The organism is Protofrankia sp. CiP1_Cm_nod1 (assembly GCF_920888515.1).
Classification (GTDB): Bacteria; Actinomycetota; Actinomycetes; order Frankiales; family Frankiaceae; genus Protofrankia.
On sequence record NZ_CAKKTM010000099.1, the window covers coordinates 1 to 17,753 of the forward strand.

The window sequence follows — 17,753 nt, forward strand, 5'->3', positions numbered from 1 at the left end:
CGAGCCGGGCTGGCCTGTTGCCGTGCCCGTGCCGTCCGCGTCCGGTGGGCCGCGTCCGGTGGGCCGGTGCCGGTGCCGGTGCCTCGGCGAGCGGTGCCGGCGGCGCTCCCGGTGCTGGCACCGCTGCCCGGGCTGGCGGTGCCGGCGGCGACCCCGGAGCTGGCGGTGCCAGTGGTGCTCCCGGAGCCGGCGGCGACTCCGGAGCCGGCGATGCCGGCGGCGATCCCGAAGCCGGCGGCATCCTCCGGGCCGGTGGCGCGGGTGGGATCCTCAGAGTCCGCCGCCGGGGTGCCGGCCGGCGCCGGGACGGCGGTCAGCGCCTTCGTGTTCACCCCTTTGAAGCCTGTCCCGAGCACCAGCGTGACCCGCTCCGACAGGGACGGATCCTCACGCAGCTGTGCCCCGGGGATCGCGGCGGCCACGGTACGCGCCGCGGCGAGGCCGCCCGGGCCGTAACGCACCAGCGAGGTGGCCGTGTGCCGGTTGGCCGCGCTGCTGACGTGGGCGACCTGGAAGCCGGCCGCGGCCAGCTCCCGGGCCGCGTTGGTCGCGAGGCCACCCATGGGGGTGCCGTTGAGGACGTCCAATGTGATCGACGACGGCCGCAGCAGCGTCCTGCCAGCGGGGCCGGCCGGCGTGGGTGTCGCCCCGGTGGCTTTCGGTGCCGGTGCCCCGTGGCGCCCGGACGGCCGTGCCGCGGAGCTCCCGCGGCCGCGCAGCGGCGCCAGGAACGCCTCGAGCCCGTCGGGGTCGTAGACCTGGACGGAGCCGAAGGGCGCGATCTCGCCGGCCGCGTTCGCGCCTTCGGCCCTCGTCGGCGGGCGGACCGGGATGGTCTCGAAGCTGATCGCGTTCGCGGACATGCCCCGCAGCCGGGCCGCCAGGTTGCGCAGGTCGTCGGCGGTGGTGTCGTCGTCCACGGTCAATGCGCGGGTGGCGGCCCCGAGCAGGCTCTCCAGCCTGGCCGGGCTGGTGAGCACCCCGCTGCTGGTGGCCTTCTGGAACACCGCGCTGACGAACTGCTGCTGGCGCCGGATCCGGTCGAAGTCCCCGTCCGGCAGGCCGTAGCGCTGCCGGACGAAGGCCAGCGCCTGCTCGCCGTCGAGCTGGTTCTCACCCACGACACCGCGCCACTGTGAGTAGTCGTCATGCAGGTTGGACGTGCTGCCGTCCGGCAGCGGCCGGACGCATACCGTCACTCCGCCGATGGCGTCCGTCATGGCTTTGAAGCCGGCGAGGTCGATCGACACAAAATGATCGATTTTGATGTCGGTGAGGTTCTCGATCGTTTTGATCAGCAGGGACGGGCCGCCGGTCGTGATCGCGGAGTTGAGCTTGTTCCGGCCGTGGCCGGGAATGCGTACCAGGGTGTCCCGGGGGAACGACACCAGCGTGGTCGTCCCGTTCGAGTCCAGATGGGCGAGCATGGTGGTGTCCGAACGTTCCCCGGCGACGACTTCCTGGCGCTGGTACATGTTGCCGGTGCCCGCCCGACTGTCCGATCCGACCAGCAGGAAGTTCGCGCTCCCGGGTGGGGCCGCGGCCGGTCGTTCACGGTCGTCGCCGAGCGCCAGGGTGACCCTGGTGATCTGGGAGTCGAAGTAGCGGTAGGCGACGTAGCCGCCGATGCTCGTCACGACGATCGACATCGACAGCACGGCTGCGAGGGCGAGCAGCAGCTTGTCGATCAGGGAGCGTTGCCGTGGGCCTTCCTCCCCGGCGCGCAGGAACCATCGCCACCTCGCACTCGGGCGGGCCCTGAGGACGCGGCGCGGGCCCGGCGGGCCCGGCTGCGTCGTGGTGCTGGCGGACTGGTCCACGGGGACCCCGGTCGTAGCGGTCACCGTGCCGTACCTCCCACCCCCGCCGTGGCCTGGCACCGGCGCACGGACGTACATGCCGCCCGATGTATCCCGCGTCCCCGGATATGGTCCTGTTTACCACTATGCCCCGGGAGATGACGCCATTGGCAGGCCGGCTCTGCCGCCGGGGCTGTCCGTGCCGCCGGGGCTGTCCGTGCCGCCGGGGCCGGCAGAGCTGTCGGGGCCGTCGCTGGCGCGCTCGTGCCGTCTTCGGCCGGCACACCGACGGGTCCCGCCGGTGTGCGCGGGCCGGCTGCTGGATTCATTGCGGCGTTACCCCCGTACCGCTGATGTCACGACTGTCGTCATGGCCGCGGAGGACAACTGTGGTCCTGGTTGCTGAAGGTACCCGCGGCAGGCGCGACACACCCGTCGTGGGATGCCCTGATGACGGCGGGCCCGCTGTTCCGGCGGCGGCCGGCCGGGTGGCGCGGGCCACCGCGGCGGCTGGCCGAAACCGGCGCATGTCCGTCCGGAACCCGTCCGGAACCCGTTCGGAGGCTGTCCGGAACCCGTTCGGAGGCTGTCCGGAACCCGTTCGGAGGCTGTCCGGAACCCGTCCGGAGGCTGTCCGGAACCTGTCGGAACAATGTTGTTCGGCGGGTATTGGGCGCCCCTGGTCATGGGCTTGTACAGCCGCCGCCCGGCCGCGCGATAAGGTTCGGATCATGAAGGCTCTTGTGCTTGCCGGTGGTTCCGGAACACGACTGCGCCCGATCACCCACACCTCGGCCAAACAACTTGTGCCGGTGGCGAACAAGCCGGTGCTTTTCTACGGGTTGGAGGCAATAGCCGCCGCGGGTATCACGAATGTCGGGATCATTGTCGGGGAGACCGCCGCGGAGATCGAGACCGCCGTCGGCGACGGTTCCGAGCTGGGGATCGAGGTCACCTACATCCGGCAGGAGGCGCCGCTGGGGCTTGCCCATGCCGTGCTCGTCGCGCGTGACTTCCTCGGCGACGAGCCGTTCGTGATGTACCTCGGCGACAACCTGATCATCGGTGGGATCTCGGGGCTGGTGGAGGAGTTCCGCCGCAGCGGGCCGGACGCGCTCATCCTGCTGACGAAGGTCTCCAACCCGTCCGCGTTCGGCGTGGCCGAGCTGGGGCCGGGCGGGCGGGTTGTGCGTCTGGTCGAGAAGCCCCGGCAGCCACCGAGTGATCTCGCCCTGGTCGGGGTGTACCTGTTCGGCCCGGCGGTCCATGAGGCCGTGCGGGCGATCAAGCCGTCCGCGCGCGGCGAGCTGGAGATCACCGAGGCGATCCAGTGGCTCGTCGACGGCGGTTACGAGGTCGCGCCGCACCTGGTCGAGGGCTACTGGAAGGACACCGGGCGGCTCGACGACATGCTGGAGACCAACCGGCACCTGCTGGAGTCGCTGGAGCCGGCCGTCCGCGGTGTGGTCGACGAGAGCAGCACGGTCGTCGGCCGGGTCGTGATCGAGGAGGGCGCGTCACTGGTCCGGTCCACCGTGCGCGGGCCGGCGATCATCGGCCGGGACACGAGGATCGTCGACTCGTATGTCGGCCCGTTCACCTCGATCTACCATTCGTGCGCCATCGAGGACACCGAGATCGAGTATTCGATCGTGCTGGAGCGGGCGACCATCCGGGGGATCGGGCGGATCGAGGACTCACTGATCGGGCGGGACGTCGAGGTCGTCCCGTCGGCGGCCCGGCCGCGGGCGCACCGGCTGATGCTCGGCGACCACTCCCGGGTCTCGGTCGCCACCACGCCCTGACGGCCGGGGCCATCGCCTGGCCGGGGAGCGCCGGCCGGTCCAGGGCCGCCGGCCGGGCCCGGGCCGACGCACCGTGGACAGGAGCGTGACGGACGTCCCGGCCAGTCGGGCGCCGGGCAGCGCGGACAGTTCGGGCGTCGCGGGCAGCGGCCCGGGGGCGCCCGGCTCCCCCGCGGGACATCGGCGGGCCTCACGGGCCATCTCGGCGACGGTGACGCAGGCGGTCACCAGGCAGAGGGCGAAGACGGCGATCGTCACCCCGACGGGGAACGGCGCCCAGCGCCCGACCGCGGTGACGATCTCGGCGACGTGCAGCGGGGGGACCGACTCGCCGCGCGGCAGCCAGTAGTACGCGCACACCGCCCACAGCGCCGCCGCCTGCATGACGAGCGCGCCGGCCAGCACGGCCGGACCGGCGGCCCGCTCGTGCCCGCGCAGCAGCCGGCCGAGGCCGGCGGTGGCGACGACGGCGAGGCCGACCACGCCCATGTACAGGTACCGGCCCTGGATGGCGATGCCCTGGGTGTACTTCAGGTAGTCCGAGTAGCTGCGCTGGCCCACCAGCAGGTAGGCCAGCAGGATCGGCATGAGCAGCACCAGCGGGCGTGCGGACGCGAACGCCCACGGCCGGGTGAACCGGTGTCCCCGGGATGCCCCGTCGGTGCTCCGGGAGCGGGCGACCGCCGCCAGCACGCAGCCCAGCACGGCCGTGGTCGCGATGACGATCACGGCCGGGGAGAGCTGGGGCGGCTCGAACATCCCGAGACCACCCCAGAACCGGCTGATGATGGTCCGCCAGAAGTATTCGTACCAGGTGTAGAAGGACTTCGGCAGCAGGACCGGTTCGCGCCGTGGAGGCTCTGTTGCCCATCCGTTGGGCTGTATGGCGTCGTAGAGGACGTAGTTGCGGACCCACCACCATCCGCCGGCGGCGCAGGCGATCCCGATCGAGAGCAGCGCCGGGTACACCGGCGGCGCCCGCAGCGCCCGGACGGGCAGGGCCCAGCCGCCACGGCGCGGGCTGTGCCGGCTGTGCCGGCTGTGCTGGCCGGACCAGCGGGGGCGGTGCGCGGGCCGGCGGAGGTGGTCGCCGACGGCCCCGGGGCCATCGGGCCGGGAACTGACGGGCTGGGGGCCGGGCCGGGAGAGGCCGCGGCTGGATCGGGAGGGGCCGTGGCCGGGCCGGTGGGCACGGCGGAGGCGGGCCCAGCCGACGAGATAGGCGGCGGCGACCACCACCACCAGGGGCAGGGCGAGCGACTTGGTGAGGAAGGCGAGCCCGAGCAGCAGGCCGACGCCCACCGCCGTCCGTCTTCGCATGTCGCCGGTGAGCACGCCGGCGAGCAGCGCGGTCAGCCCGCCGACCGACAGCATCAGCAGGCCGTCGTTGTTGAACGTGGCGCCGACCCGGGTGAGCCCGGGCACGGCCAGCGGTATCGCGGCGGCGGCCCGGGCCAGCGGCGCGCTGAGCCCGAACCGCCGGGAGGCCTCCCAGGTGAGCAGCGGCAGCGGGGCCACGACGATGATGTTCAGCAGGCGCAGTGCCCAGACCTGCTGGTCGTACGCCCAGCCCGAGGAGCCGGGCAGGACGGACAGCAGGGCGGCCCCGATCGCGTAGATCAGCGGTGGGTGCTGGACCATCTGGTTGGACAGCCGCCCGTCGGTGACCGGGGCGGGCCCACCGAGCGCGTCGAAGGACAGGCGCTGGTCACGGGGGGTCGGGTCGATCTCGGCGAACGGGGGCGCGCCGTCGCCGCGGCCACCCGACTGGAACATCTGGGCGTACCGGCCGCGGTCGAAGTCGTCCGAGGTCGCGGCGATCCCCGCGGCGATGATCCGTTCGCCGGGTGCCGGCCAGCCGGCGCCGTGCTGCAGGCCGTAGACCATGTCGACGTGCTGGGCCTCGTCGTAGCCCGTCCAGGTGGTGAAGGCGAACGAGTAGGTCAGCAGCAGGGCGATGTGGAGCATGGTCAGCAGCACGACCGTTCGCGGCGGCCGGGGCCGGCGGGCCGGTGGCCGGGGCGCGCTGGCGACGGGGATGCCGGCGCCGGGCCGTCCGCGGCGGGCGTCGGCCCCCGAGGCAGCCTGCCGCGGGATCCCGGCCGGCGGCCAGGCCAGTTTGATCTCCGAGTAGTCGACGATCGTCATCTCTCCAGGACGACGGCAGCCGGCCGCCGTTGGCCGGCTGAGCCCATAGTCAACGGGCCGCCCCCGAGTTTAACCGTCAATTGCCGTTGGCAATTGTGTGGATACTGTATGTGATTCCATGGGCAGTGGGTGCGCGTCCGGCCGGGTAACTGGGTCTGCGACACTTGCCGGGTGCGCGTGATGGTGACAGGAGCCGGTGGCCAGCTCGGGGTGGACCTGTGCCGGCTGCTGGAGGCGGACGAACGGGTCCACGCCTGGGCCGGGCTCACCCGGGCCGAGCTGGACGTCACCGACCCGGCGCGGGTGCGGGCCGTCGTCCGCGACCAGGCCCGGCCGGCGAGGATCCAGGGCGGCCTTGTGGTCGTGAACACCGCCGCCTGGACCGACGTGGACGGCGCCGAGTCCGACGAGGCCGGGGCCTATGCCGTCAACGCCGCCGCGCCGGCGCAGCTGGCCGCCGCCTGCGCGGAGGCCGGCGCGACCCTGGTCCACGTCTCGACCGACTACGTCTTCGACGGCACCGCGGACAAGCCCTACGAGACCGGCCACCCGACCGCGCCGCGCTCCGCGTACGGGCGGACCAAGCTCGCCGGCGAGCAGGCCGTGCTCGCGTTGTGCCCGTCGTCCTACGTGGTGCGCACGGCGTGGGTGTACGGCGCGTCCGGGCGCAACTTCGTCCGGACGATCGCGCGGCTCGCCCGCGAGCGCGACACCCTTGCCGTGGTCGACGACCAGCGCGGCTCCCCGACCTGGTCGGTGGATCTCGCCGCCGGGCTGATCGACCTGGTGGCCGCCGGTACCGCTGGTGCCGGCCGGGCCGCTGGCGGGCTTTACCACTGCACGGGCGGTGGCGACACGACCTGGTTCGGCTTCGCCCGCGCGGTCGTCGCCGAGCTCGGGATGGACCCGGAGAAGGTCAGGCCGACGACGACGGACGCGTTCCCGCGCCCCGCGCCGCGCCCGGCCTACTCGGTGCTCTCGCCCCGGTCGTGGACGGACGCCGGGCTGCGGCCGCTGCGTCCCTGGCGGGAGGCGCTGGCCGAGGCCTTCGCGCGGTCCGGCGACGCTCTGCGGGCCTGATCGGCGCCGCATCGTGGGTCCGCTCTGTGGGCCTGGCCACAGCCGCTGGCGTCCGGCGTCCGGCGTTGTTGGGAAACCCGGTCGAGAAGCGTCGGTGGCGAGCGCTACCGTTGGGAGCGTGACGACCAAGACCGGTGCTTCGCCCGCCTCGCAGGCGACCGAGACCAGTGGTGCGACCGTTGCGCGGGAGCGGGGCAGGCCTGTCCTGGTCGCGGTGGCCTGGCCGTACGCCAACGGCATGCCCCACCTGGGGCACATCGCCGGCGCCTACCTGCCGGCCGACATCTTCGCCCGCTACCAGCGGCTGGCCGGCAACCGGGTACTGATGGTGTCGGGCAGCGACGCCCACGGCACCCCGATCACCGTGCGCGCCGACATCGACGGGGTGTCACCGGCGGAGATCGTCAATCGTTACCATCCGGAGTTCCTGCGCATCTGGGACGACATCGGGATCAGTTTCGACCTGTTCACCTCGACGATGACGGACAACCATCGCGAGGTCGCGCAGGACGTCTTCGTCCGGCTGCGGGAGGCCGGCTACATCGTCCCCGAGGAGACCGTCCAGTTCTTCGACCCGCAGGCCGGCCGCTTCCTGCCCGACAGGTACGTGGTCGGGACCTGCCCGTTCTGCGCGTACGGCGAGGCCCGCGGCGACCAGTGCGAGAACTGCGGCCGCACCCTCGACCCGGACATCCTGCTCGACCCGCGCAGCAAGCTCACCGGCGCGGTCCCGGAGAAACGGGCCACCACCCACTTCTTCCTGCGGCTGTCCGCGCTCGCCGACGATCTGCTGGCCTGGCTGGAGACCCGCACCGGCTGGCGCCGGCACGTCATGAACTGGTCGTTGCAGTTCGTCAAGGACGGCCTGCACGACCGGGCCATCACCCGTGACCTGGACTGGGGTGTCCCGCTGCCCACCGACGAGCTCGGCCCGGGCAAGCGGATCTACGTCTGGTTCGAGGCCGTGATCGGCTACCTGTCGGCGAGCAAGGAGTGGGCGGCCCGCTCCGGCGACCCGGACGCGTGGCAGCAGTGGTGGCAGAACCCGGACGCGGCCAGCTACTACTTCGTCGGCAAGGACAACATCCCGTTCCACACGGTGATCTGGCCGGCGATGCTGATCGGCTACGGCGGGCTTGAGCTGCCGACGGACGTCCCGGCCAACCAGTACGTGACGTTCGGCGGGGCGAAGGCGTCGAAGTCCGCCGGGATCGGGCGCGGCGTCCGGGAGTACCTCGACCGGCTCCAGCCGGACGCGCTGCGTTACGCCCTCGCGACGGTGCTGCCGGAGCAGAACGACACCGAGATCACCGACGCGGACATCATCCGGCGGATCAACGACGAGCTGATCGCGAACTGGGGCAACCTGGTCAACCGGGTGATGGCCCAGATCGGCAAGCGTTTCGACGGGCGCGTACCCGAGGCCGGGGAACTCGACGGCGCGCACGCCAAACTGATCGACTCGGTGGACGCCGGCCTGGCGCGGGTGGGCGAGCTGATCGGGCGGGTGGAGCTGCGGGCCGCGCTGCGGGCCGCGATGGAGATCTCCGCCGAGGTCAACGCCTACCTCTACCGCGAGGAGCCGTGGAAGACGGTCAAGACCGACCCCGAGCGGGCCGGGCGCAGCCTGGCCGTGGCGATCCAGGCGATCTCCGGGATCACGACCGCGCTCGCGCCGTTCCTGCCGTTCACCTCCGCGCGCCTGGCCGACATCCTCGGCATCAGCCTGGACACCTGGGAGCGCCAGCCCGTACCGGCCGGCCGCGCACTGACCTGGCCCGGGGCGCTGTTCACCAAGCTCGACCCGGACGCCCTGGACTGACGCCCTGGGCGCTGGAACGACGTCCGCACCGCCACCCGACGACTGGGCGGCGGCTGTCCGGACGCCAGGCGACCGGCAGCGGTCCGGCCGGACACCTGGCGGGCGGACGCCTGCCGGCCGGACACCTGGCGGGGGGTCAGTGCCCGGTCGGTGGTCGAGCGTCCGGCCGGCGCTCGACCGGATGCGGGTTGGCCGGTTGCGGGTTGGCCGGTTGTCGGCCGGCCGGGCGGCGGGCTTCCGCCGGGCGGTGGGGGCCGCGGCGCGGCGGCACGCCGTCTTCGCCGGGATCGCGGTGGCCGGCGCGCTGCTGCGTGTGCTGGTCACCGTCGCCTACCCGCCCGCGATCATGTACCTCGGGGATTCGGCCGCCTACCTCGACCAGGCGTGGGCGGGGCTGTGGCCGGGGGACTGGCGGCCGTCCGGCTACCCGATGTTCCTGCTGCTCATCGACGGCCACGCCCATCTGACCAGGCTGGTGATCGTCCAGCATCTGCTGACGTTCCTGGCCGGCGCGGCCCTGTACGCCGTCGCGCTCCGCACCGTACGTACCGCCTGGATCGCCGCCTGCGCCGCCGCGCCGGCGTTGCTGTCGCCGTGGGCGCTCGACCTCGGCCAGTTCGTCCTCGCCGACAGCCTGTTCGGGACGCTGGTCGCCGGCGGAGTGATCCTGCTCGCCAGGCCGGGCCGACCCGCCGTACGAGCCTGCGCCGCCGCCGGGCTGTTACTCGGAGCATCCGTGACGATCCGCACAGTTGGTTACGGTCCGCTTGCCGTAGGTGCTGTCGCGCTGGTCGTCGTGACCGTCCGGACACGCGCTCGCCGCGTCGGCGCTGATGTCGCCGCCGATGGTGGCGGTCGTGCCGTTGGCGGGGCTGCCCGGGCCGGCACTGGTGGTGGGCTGGCGCGTCTGATCGCGTTCGCGCTTGCCGCCGCCGTGCCGATCGTCGGTTACTCGGCGTGGAGCATGGCCAACGGGGCTGCCTTCTCCGTCTCGGCGCACAGCGGCTTCTTCCTGTACGGGAGGGTGGCGCCGTTCGCCGACTGCGACGTCCTGTCCGGGCCGGAGCTGCGGACGCTGTGCGACCCGCGGCCGGTGGCGCGGCGCCCACAGCCCGACATGTACCTGTGGCCGGACGACTCGCCGCTGCGCCAGGGCAACGACGGCATCCCCGCCGGACGCGAGGAACTCGCCGGACGGTTCGCCGCCGAGGTCATCCGGGCCCAGCCGGCGATGGTGGCCACAACCACGGCGGCCTACCTGATCGGCTACTTCTCGCCCGTCCAGCATGAGAACGCGCGGACCTCGCGGGCGGCGACCTGGGAGCTGCCCACGGAGCTGGCCAACGTCCTGCCCGTGCAGAACCCGCATGCCGCCGACGGCCACTACGTCCTCACCGAGATCTCACGGCCGCTCGCCGGGAAGCTGGCGGCGTACAGCCGGCTGGGCTATCTGCCCATGCCCCTGGTCGGAGCCGGCCTGCTCGCCGGCGCCGCGGCAGCGGCGGCCGGTATCCGACGAGGCCGCGCCGGCCGGGTTCCCGTCGGACCGGGCATGGCCGGGCCAGCTCCCACCGGTTCCGGCCCGACCGGAGCTGGGTTGGCCGGAGCTGACGTGGCCGGGCCGGCTCTTACCGAAGCCGCCGTGGCCGGCTCCGGTTCGGCCGGGCCTGGGCGGATGTTCTGGCTGGCGTCCGGGGCAGGCATGTCCGTGCTTGTGCTCGCGGCGCTGACCGCCGGTTTCGACTACCGCTACCTGGGATCGGTCATCGGCCTGCTCGGCGCCGCCGCCGTGCTCGGCTGGACGGCTCTGACACGCGCGCTCATGCCGCTGCTTCGGCCGTCGCCGTCGCCGTCGCCGTCGCCGTCGTCGTCGTCGCCGTCGGTGTCGGTGTCGGTGTCGACGGAGGCGACGGTTGAGGCGACGGTGCCGACGGAGGCGTCGCGGGCGGGCAGCGGGTGAACGCGGTGATCTCGCCGGTCAGCGGCCAGGAGCGCCGGGTCGGCTCGTCCGGGCACCAGCCGAGCCCGACGAGCAGGGCGTGCAGGCCGCGGACGGCGTCCGGGAACACCAGATTGTAGGTGACCAGGTACAACGTGCCGGCCCGCGGGCGCCCGGCGAGAAACGGCGGGATCGAGGCGTCCCAGCCCAGCGGAGGCAGGACGAGCGTGTCCGCCTCGGCGACCGGTGGTCCGAGCGTGCCCGTCGGCGAACGGCTGGCCATCGTCGGACGGGCAGCCGTTGTCGAATGACCGGCTGTCGCCGGATGGCCGGCCGCCGTCGGGTAGCTCGTCATCGCCGGCTGGTCGGTCGCTGTCGGATGGCCGGTGTAGTAATGCGCGTAATACTGCTGGGCCTTGTACCACTGCCGTTCGTCCCAGCGTCCGGGGATCACGATCTGGATGTCGCCAGGCCCGGCCGTCCGCCGCTGGACGGCGACCAGCTCCCGCATGTCGCCGAGCAGCAGCGGGCCGGCCGCGCTCGCCCGGATCTGCCTGCCCCGCTGGGCCCCGACCGCCCCGGCCGCCAGGACGAACAGCACAACCGCGACCGCGAGCAACACAGCGATCACACGACCAGGCCCGAGTTCGCCCGGCCCTGCCCACAACCGGCTTGGCCCGGATTCGGCCGTCTGTGGCAGGGTTGGCCGAACCGGCGTTGGCGGAACCAGCGTTGGCCGATGCAGTCTCGACCGGAGCAACGCCGACCCACCGATGCCGGCGAGCACGTACAGTAACGGCAGCAGGAACAGGTTCGCCCGGACGAACCCGACCGGCCATCGTCCCGCCGCCGAGGCGAACCCGATCAGCGCCAGCGCCCCGCCGAGTGCGACCAGCAACGCCCGGCCCGCCCTGCCCCGCACCGCCACGACCAGGCCGACCGCCCAGCACACCAGCGCCCCGACGATCACGCACACGTGCAGCCGGTGATCCGGGTCGGCGAGCAGCGGCGAGCCGGTGAACGGCGAACCGAACTGGGCGTCCGGCCGGGTCATCGCCGCCGTGAACGCGTTGCGTGGCAGCTCCCACAGGGCCGTGCGTAACTGGCCGGCCGCGTTGTCCCGGGTGAGGAAGAAGTTCCGCCAGTACGGGTTCGTGGTCAGATAGCTCTGCGGCAGGACGAACAGCGCAAGATGAGCGAGCCCACAGCCGCCCACCAGCACGGACCCGGCCAGCCCCGCCAACATCGGGCGCCGCCCTGGGTTCTGCCAGGTGCTCTGTCGTGAGCCCCGCAGTGAGTCCCGCCGTGAGTCCCGCAGTGAGCCTCGCCGTGAGTCCCGCAGTGAGTCCCGCAGTGAGTCCCGCAGTGAGTCCTGTCGTGGGCGCCACCGTGGGTGGGCGGCCTCCTGCGCTGCGGCATCCGTTTCGGTCTTGGTGCCCCGGGCCTGGCGTGGGCGGCACGCCCACCAGGATCGGGTGGCGTCCACGACGTCCAGTAACAGCAGCGGAGCCAGGACGAACAGCGAGGTGACGGCCATGATCGCGCACAGCGCCATGCCCGCCCGAGCCGGCCACGAACGCCGGCCCGCCTCGACACGGCGGCGCGCGCACAGCCACAGGTGCGCGACGGCCGCCGTGCATGCGGCCTCCGGCAGGTACGACTTCAGTTGCAGCCCGTAGACGAGCAGCCCGCCGTTGACCGTGAGCAGCCCGGCGACGACCGTGGCCGCCGGCCGCGACAGCCACCACCGGCCCAGCAGGTAGGTCACCAGCGACAGCGCGGCCAGCGCGACGATCTGGGGCGCCCGCAGGACGAGCTCGGTGTCACCGCCGAGGGCGACCGCCAGCTTCTCGACCGCGAACCAGCCCCCGGAAAGCGGCGCGTTCGCCGTCCGCAGGGCCTCGAACCAGCCCGCGCCGACGCTGAGGTGGTAGGCCCGCCACGCCTCGTCGTACCAGAGCGGACGCACCAGCGTCGGCCACAGCGCGGCGACCACCACCACGTCCAGCCCGACGAGCGCCGCGACAGCGACCCCGCCCCGCCACCGTCCACCGCCCTGCCCCACCAGGCCGGCCCGCCGCCGACCGGCCCGGCCCGGCTCCGCCCCGCCCGCCTCCCGGCTGACGGACGCCGGCCCGTCGAGTGCGTCCACCACCCCTGGAGGCTACGAGAGCCCCCGCCCACCTCCGTCGTCAGCCGCGGGCAGAAAACCGCTGCTACCCGGAACGGGGCGTAGATCTGTTCGGCGGTTTCGGGGGCGGCCAAGGCGGTGCGGTACAGGTGGGCGCGCCATAGCCGGCTACGCTGATTCTCCGGTGCTCTCCGTGGCAGGTTCCGGCGGGCACGTCGGTGTCCGGGGGCGAGGAGGCCGCCACGAACCACCGCGATCTCACCGGGCCCGCCACCGCGTCGCACGGCACACCCGGAGAAACAGGGGCGCCGACTCGGGCTGACAGGTCGCCGCCGGTTTTCTCCACAGTTGTTCAAGGAGTGCAATGGGGAAACACTCGCAACCCCAGACCTGTCCGAAGTGTAACGGCACCGGAACTATCACGGTTGTTTATGACGGCCGAAGCGGAAAGGCCGCAACCGAGATCAAGAACTGTGACAGATGTAATGGGAAGGGAACGGTATGAATCGGGCCGATTTCATCCCGCCCGTGATCTGGGTTCATCGGGGAGAAGGCAGCTCCATGTATCCGATCAACCGGGCTGATGATCCGGACGTCTGGTCGAGGCTGGTCGACAGCGATGATGCGATCGTCACTCAGGTCGACGATGGAAAACTCGACGAAGACGGTACCGGCACCTTCCCGACCAGCTCTTCCAGCGCTCTCGCGGTCATGGACGCGATGCTCGGTCTGCTCGACGTCCACCACGGCACAGACGTCCTGGAGATCGGCACGGGAACCGGCTACAACGCCGCACTGATCGCCGAGAGGGCGGCACCCGGGCATGTCACCACCATCGAGATGGACGAGAAGATTGCCCGGCACGCCCGGACCGTCCTCGCCAGGACCGGCCTGCCGGTCACGGTGGTCACCGGCGACGGTGCCCTCGGATACGCCGAGAACGCCCCCTACGAACGGGTCATATGCACCGCGAGTGCGCTGCGGGTGCCGTACGCATGGGTGGAGCAGACCCGACCCGGCGGGAAAATCGTGCTCCCTCTCGTCGCCGGCTTCGACGAATGCCAGGCGTTCGCCTGCCTCACCGTCGGCGATGACGGCACCGCTCGGGGCCGCTGCCACGGCAGCACCGGGTTCATGCGGCTACGCAACCAGCGGAACGACAGGGCATTGTGGCGGGTATACAGCCCGGAAAGCGCCGCCTACTACGACGAAGAACCAGATGGCGTCCAGATCACAACAACGCAGATCTACCACCCTGAGCCGTTTGCCGACTTTGAGACCGGGTTCGCCTTCGGCGCCCGCCTTCCCGGTTGGGTGACCGGGCTCAGGGCCGATGGCATCATGCTGCTGTCGCACTACGCATCCGGATCGTGGGCCACCATCGTTCCCGGCACGGACGTTCACAAGGTCTACCACCAGGGACCACGCCACCTGTGGGATGAACTGGAAGCCACCTACCGTTGGTGGATCGGCACCGGCCAGCCCGATCACACCCGCTTCGGCCTGATCGTCACCCCCGAAGGGCAGACGTTCTGGCTCGACACCCCGGACCAGGTCATCTCGTCTGTCCAGCAACCGGCCGCCTGACCAGGACACACGCACCGAAGAAAGATCGCCGCCAAAGTCCTGCACGGCTTCAGGGGCGCCCCTTCAAATCGCCGCAGAAGGCGCGCCACACCCGCCGCGCCCGGGAACGGGACCCGGCGGGACTGCCATGCGACGCCTGCACGCGGCACCGGCACGCCGTGCCCGACGGTACGTCGGCTCTGCCGCCCGCCCTGCATGTCGGTTGGGAGACCGGCGTGTTGTTCGTGTTGTAATCCGACTCGGATCTTGCCTGTGCGGGAACCGTACCATAGTTTTCACCCCTGCTGACCTGCGACGATACAAGATCGTCCTCTAATCTCCGACGGGGGTCTGTGGACAACGGGGGTCTGTGGACAATCGCGCCAAAATCCATGATCTATAACGTTTGTACAGGTCGGCGAGATGTCGATGTTTCCCACGGCCTCCCTCGATTATCGGTGTGTCGGAGGTCCTGGGCAACGATCAAGGTTGTGCGATTTGGCGGACAGACACACCATGTGCTGCCCAGCCATACCCGGTGACGGTAAGCCCACGGACTTCCCCTCGGGGTTCTGTCCCGGCCGTCCCGTCCGGAGGGGAGAGAAGCGCGAACGTCCGCTGATCGCCTCCGCTGGCCGGCAGCACCAGCGCTGACCGGAGAATGTATAGGTCCGAGTCCGGCGGGGGCAGCTTGACACGGGCTGACTCCGCCGGGTCCGCCATCAACAAGCCATTGAAATGCGACTCGCTACGACCAGGCCGACGACTGTTTGGGATCATTTCCATGGGTCTCTGACTCCTTTCTGCGCAGGGTTGGGGATCAGGACCCGGAGCGGGTGTTGGCCCACCGGCTCCGGGTCGCTGCTGTTCCGGCGTGTGATCCGGGAACTGTCCGCCGGATGATCGATTACGACGAAACGCTGAGATCAACAGCGAACGGTACGCCCGTGACCTGTGAGACCCATGAAGTGGGGCGATATGACACCTATAGGCGCGGAAGCTGTAGGTGAAAACCGTCGTCATCACAACGCTTTTCACCTACGGCTTCCGCTGCTGTAGGTGGAAAGCGTTGCTGTGATGACGGAATCCACCTACGGTGCGCGCGGATGGAATCCGCCTGCGGGGCGGGGTGGGTCAGGTGAGGGAGGCGTAGACGGCGGCGGTGCGTTCGGCGGTGCGGCGCCAGGTGAACGTCCGGGCGTGGGAGCGGCCCGGGGCCGGGTCGGCATCCTCCTTGAGCGCGCCGATCAGCGCGTCGGTCAATGCCTCGGTGTCCATCGGCGGGACGAGTCGTACGCCTTTGCCGGCCAGCGGGCCGAGGACCTCCCGGACAGCGGGGATGTCGGCGGCGACCACCTGGGTCCCGGCCGCCAGTGCCTCCAGCGGCGGCAGGCCGAACCCCTCGTAGAACGAGGGGAAGCACAGGGCGGCGGCCCCGGCGACCAGCCGGCGGAGCTGGTTCGTCGGCAGGTAGCCGGTGGTGACGACCGCCCCGGCCGGCAGCCGCGACCGGTCGAGCGCCGGCCCCCAGCCGGACGGCCCGACCAGCAGCAGCGGCGGCGCGTCGGAGACCTCGGCGTGCAGGCCGCGGACCGCCGCCAGCAGGGTCGGCAGGTTCTTGCGTGGCTCAAGGGTGCCGACGAACAGCAGATACCGCTCGGGCAGACCATGGGCGGCGAGCCAGCGCGCGGACGGCGGGGACGCGTCGAACCAGGCCGCGTCCACGCCGAGCGGTGTCGCGGTCACGATCGCCGGATCCAGCCGGTAGGTGTCGACGACCTCGGCGGCGATCGCCGCGCTCGGGGTGACGACGGCGGCGGCCCGGCGCAGGCCGCGCGGGACCAGCTCCCGGTAGCGGGCGGAGGCGGCGGAGACGGTGTTCGTGAGCTTGAGATAGGCGAGATCGTGGATGGTCAGCACGCCGTGGGCGCGGCGCAGCGGCGGCAGGACGAAGTTCGTGGCGTGCACCACGTCGGCCGCGCCGGCCAGCCATTCCAGCTTCGGCGTGTCGGTGCGTGCCCACGCCTCGTGCATGAGCCGGGCCGGGACGCGGCGCGCGGCCGGCCGCACGCCCGGTGGCAGCGCCGGGGCGAACCCGTCGAGCCCACGCCAGGTGAACGCGGTCGCGGCGACGTCCAGGCCGGGCAGTGACGGTAGTTCGGCGAGCAGGTGGCCGGTGTAGTGGCCCACCCCGGTGCGCGGGCCGAGCAGGGGCGTTCCGTCCAGGATGACCCGCATCGGGCTCGCTCCTCTCCACGGGTACGTCCGTGAGTACCACAGCCGCCTGGGGACGCCGCCGGGCAGCGGGCCGTCGGGCAGCGCCGCCGGTAGCCCCCGGCGGTCGGCGTGAATGGTCCCGCCGGTTGGTGTCTCTCGGTGGTCGGTACTCCCTGGTGCTGTCCATCCTGTTGGCGCACGATCGCCAAAGGTGATCGAGTGGTTCTCCATGGTGAGACGCTCCAGGGCTCGAAGTCCCCGGATCGTGACGATGTTGTTCGCCGTTGCCCGCTCTGTTGTTTTTCTGCTGAACGGGGAGCGATCACTGAAAGTGATTAGGCTCTGTCCGCCATGGTCTGCCTGTAGAGGTGGTGGCGGGTGGCGATGTCGCGCCAGCGGGTGGCGAACGCCGCGTCCGCGTACTCCTGGGCGCGGGCGGCCGCGCTTGCCGCGAGCCGCCGGCGCATGGCGTCCTCGGTGGCGAGACGCCGGGTGAACGAGGCGAGCTGCTGCGGGGAGGTCCAGCGGAAGCCGTCGAGCCCGTGGCGGACGATCTCGCGCTGGCCGGCGCTGTCGATCACCACGGGGACGCATCCGCCGGCCATCGCCTCGACCGTGGTCATCCCGAAGTGCTCGGCCGTCCACGGGCGGCGGTCGACGTCCTCCCCGTAGCCGGTCGCGGACCAGAACACCGAGCAGGTGGACAGCAGCCGTTCCACCTCGTGCCGCGGGGCGTTCGGATGGATCTCCACCGGCAGGCCGCGGGCGGCGTCCCGGATCCGCTCCAGGTAGGGGAGCTGGGAGTCCTCGCAGCCGCCGACGACGTGCATCCGCCAGTCGGGCAGTGCGCCCGAGCGGTACAGCTCACCGAACCAGCGCACCATCTCCAGCTGCCGTTTGGCGTGCCCCAGACCGGGGGCGAACAGACGGCCGACGGTCAGCACCGACGGTTCCCGCTCCTGCGCCGGGGTCAGGCACGCCACCTGGATCGGCGGGTAGAGGATGTCGGCGTCGGTGTGCCACAGCCGGCGGATCCAGTCCCGGGTGTAGACCGAGTTCGCCATGACCACGTCGTAGGCGTCGAGATAGCCGAGGTCACGCGGGTCCGTGAGCAGCCAGGGGAAACGCAGCGCCACCCGGGCCCGGACGCCCTCGCGCCGGTCGGCCACCCGCGGCCGGCTGAGCGCCACCCCGAGCTGGCGGACGTCCCGGGAGGCCGCCGCGCCGCCACCGCCCGCCGGTGGCC

Annotated in this window: 9 protein-coding genes; 5 read left to right on the forward strand and 4 right to left on the reverse strand. The window is 71.8% G+C overall.

The features are described from left to right. A partial coding sequence (locus NBX02_RS04980) for an LCP family glycopolymer transferase (RefSeq protein WP_445548269.1) occupies window positions 1-1,844 on the reverse strand: 1,844 nt, incomplete at its 3' end. A gap of 686 nt (window positions 1,845-2,530) precedes the next feature. Here NBX02_RS04980 and NBX02_RS04985 point away from each other — a divergent pair. Further along, the gene (locus tag NBX02_RS04985) at window positions 2,531-3,604 is read left to right on the forward strand and encodes a glucose-1-phosphate thymidylyltransferase (RefSeq protein ID WP_250282392.1); all 1,074 of its coding nucleotides are present in this window, start codon (window positions 2,531-2,533) and stop codon (window positions 3,602-3,604) included. Here the strand turns inward: NBX02_RS04985 and NBX02_RS04990 are convergent. Next, on the reverse strand, window positions 3,497-5,752 hold the full coding sequence (locus NBX02_RS04990; protein WP_250290184.1) for a glycosyltransferase family 39 protein: 2,256 nt from the start codon (window positions 5,750-5,752) through the stop codon (window positions 3,497-3,499). The genes NBX02_RS04985 and NBX02_RS04990 overlap by 108 nt on opposite strands. 180 nt (window positions 5,753-5,932) lie before the next feature. Here NBX02_RS04990 and rfbD point away from each other — a divergent pair, with 180 nt between their 5' ends. The 4 genes from rfbD to NBX02_RS05010 all read left to right on the forward strand — a co-directional run bounded on the left by rfbD (window position 5,933) and on the right by NBX02_RS05010 (window position 14,311). Further along, the gene (gene rfbD / locus NBX02_RS04995; RefSeq protein ID WP_250290186.1) at window positions 5,933-6,832 is read left to right on the forward strand and encodes a dTDP-4-dehydrorhamnose reductase; all 900 of its coding nucleotides are present in this window, start codon (window positions 5,933-5,935) and stop codon (window positions 6,830-6,832) included. A gap of 118 nt (window positions 6,833-6,950) precedes the next feature. Continuing rightward, entirely contained in the window at window positions 6,951-8,654 is a 1,704-nt protein-coding gene (gene metG / locus NBX02_RS05000) for a methionine--tRNA ligase (RefSeq protein WP_445548270.1), read from the forward strand. 181 nt (window positions 8,655-8,835) lie between these two features. Further along, window positions 8,836-10,614: a hypothetical protein gene (locus NBX02_RS05005; RefSeq protein ID WP_250290194.1), complete on the forward strand. Its 1,779-nt coding sequence runs from the start codon at window positions 8,836-8,838 to the stop codon at window positions 10,612-10,614. A gap of 2,671 nt (window positions 10,615-13,285) precedes the next feature. Continuing rightward, a complete protein-coding gene (locus NBX02_RS05010; RefSeq protein WP_250290188.1) occupies window positions 13,286-14,311 on the forward strand; it encodes a methyltransferase domain-containing protein in 1,026 nt (341 codons plus the stop codon). Window positions 14,312-15,424: 1,113 nt separating this feature from the next. Here the strand turns inward: NBX02_RS05010 and NBX02_RS05015 are convergent. Both NBX02_RS05015 and NBX02_RS05020 read right to left on the reverse strand, forming a co-directional pair. Further along, entirely contained in the window at window positions 15,425-16,528 is a 1,104-nt protein-coding gene (locus NBX02_RS05015; RefSeq protein ID WP_250282402.1) for a glycosyltransferase family 4 protein, read from the reverse strand. Window positions 16,529-16,842: 314 nt separating this feature from the next. Next, the coding region (locus NBX02_RS05020) for a glycosyltransferase (RefSeq protein WP_250290190.1) at window positions 16,843-17,753 on the reverse strand (911 nt) is incomplete at its 5' end.

Coding starts and splice junctions, on each gene's coding strand:
- NBX02_RS04985 (WP_250282392.1), top strand. CDS start 2,531: ATGAAGGCTCTTGTGCTTGCCGGTGGTTCCGGAACACGACTGCGCCCG.
- NBX02_RS04990 (WP_250290184.1), bottom strand. CDS start 5,752: ATGACGATCGTCGACTACTCGGAGATCAAACTGGCCTGGCCGCCGGCC.
- rfbD (WP_250290186.1), top strand. CDS start 5,933: ATGGTGACAGGAGCCGGTGGCCAGCTCGGGGTGGACCTGTGCCGGCTG.
- NBX02_RS05005 (WP_250290194.1), top strand. CDS start 8,836: ATGCGGGTTGGCCGGTTGCGGGTTGGCCGGTTGTCGGCCGGCCGGGCG.
- NBX02_RS05010 (WP_250290188.1), top strand. CDS start 13,286: ATGTATCCGATCAACCGGGCTGATGATCCGGACGTCTGGTCGAGGCTG.
- NBX02_RS05015 (WP_250282402.1), bottom strand. CDS start 16,528: ATGCGGGTCATCCTGGACGGAACGCCCCTGCTCGGCCCGCGCACCGGG.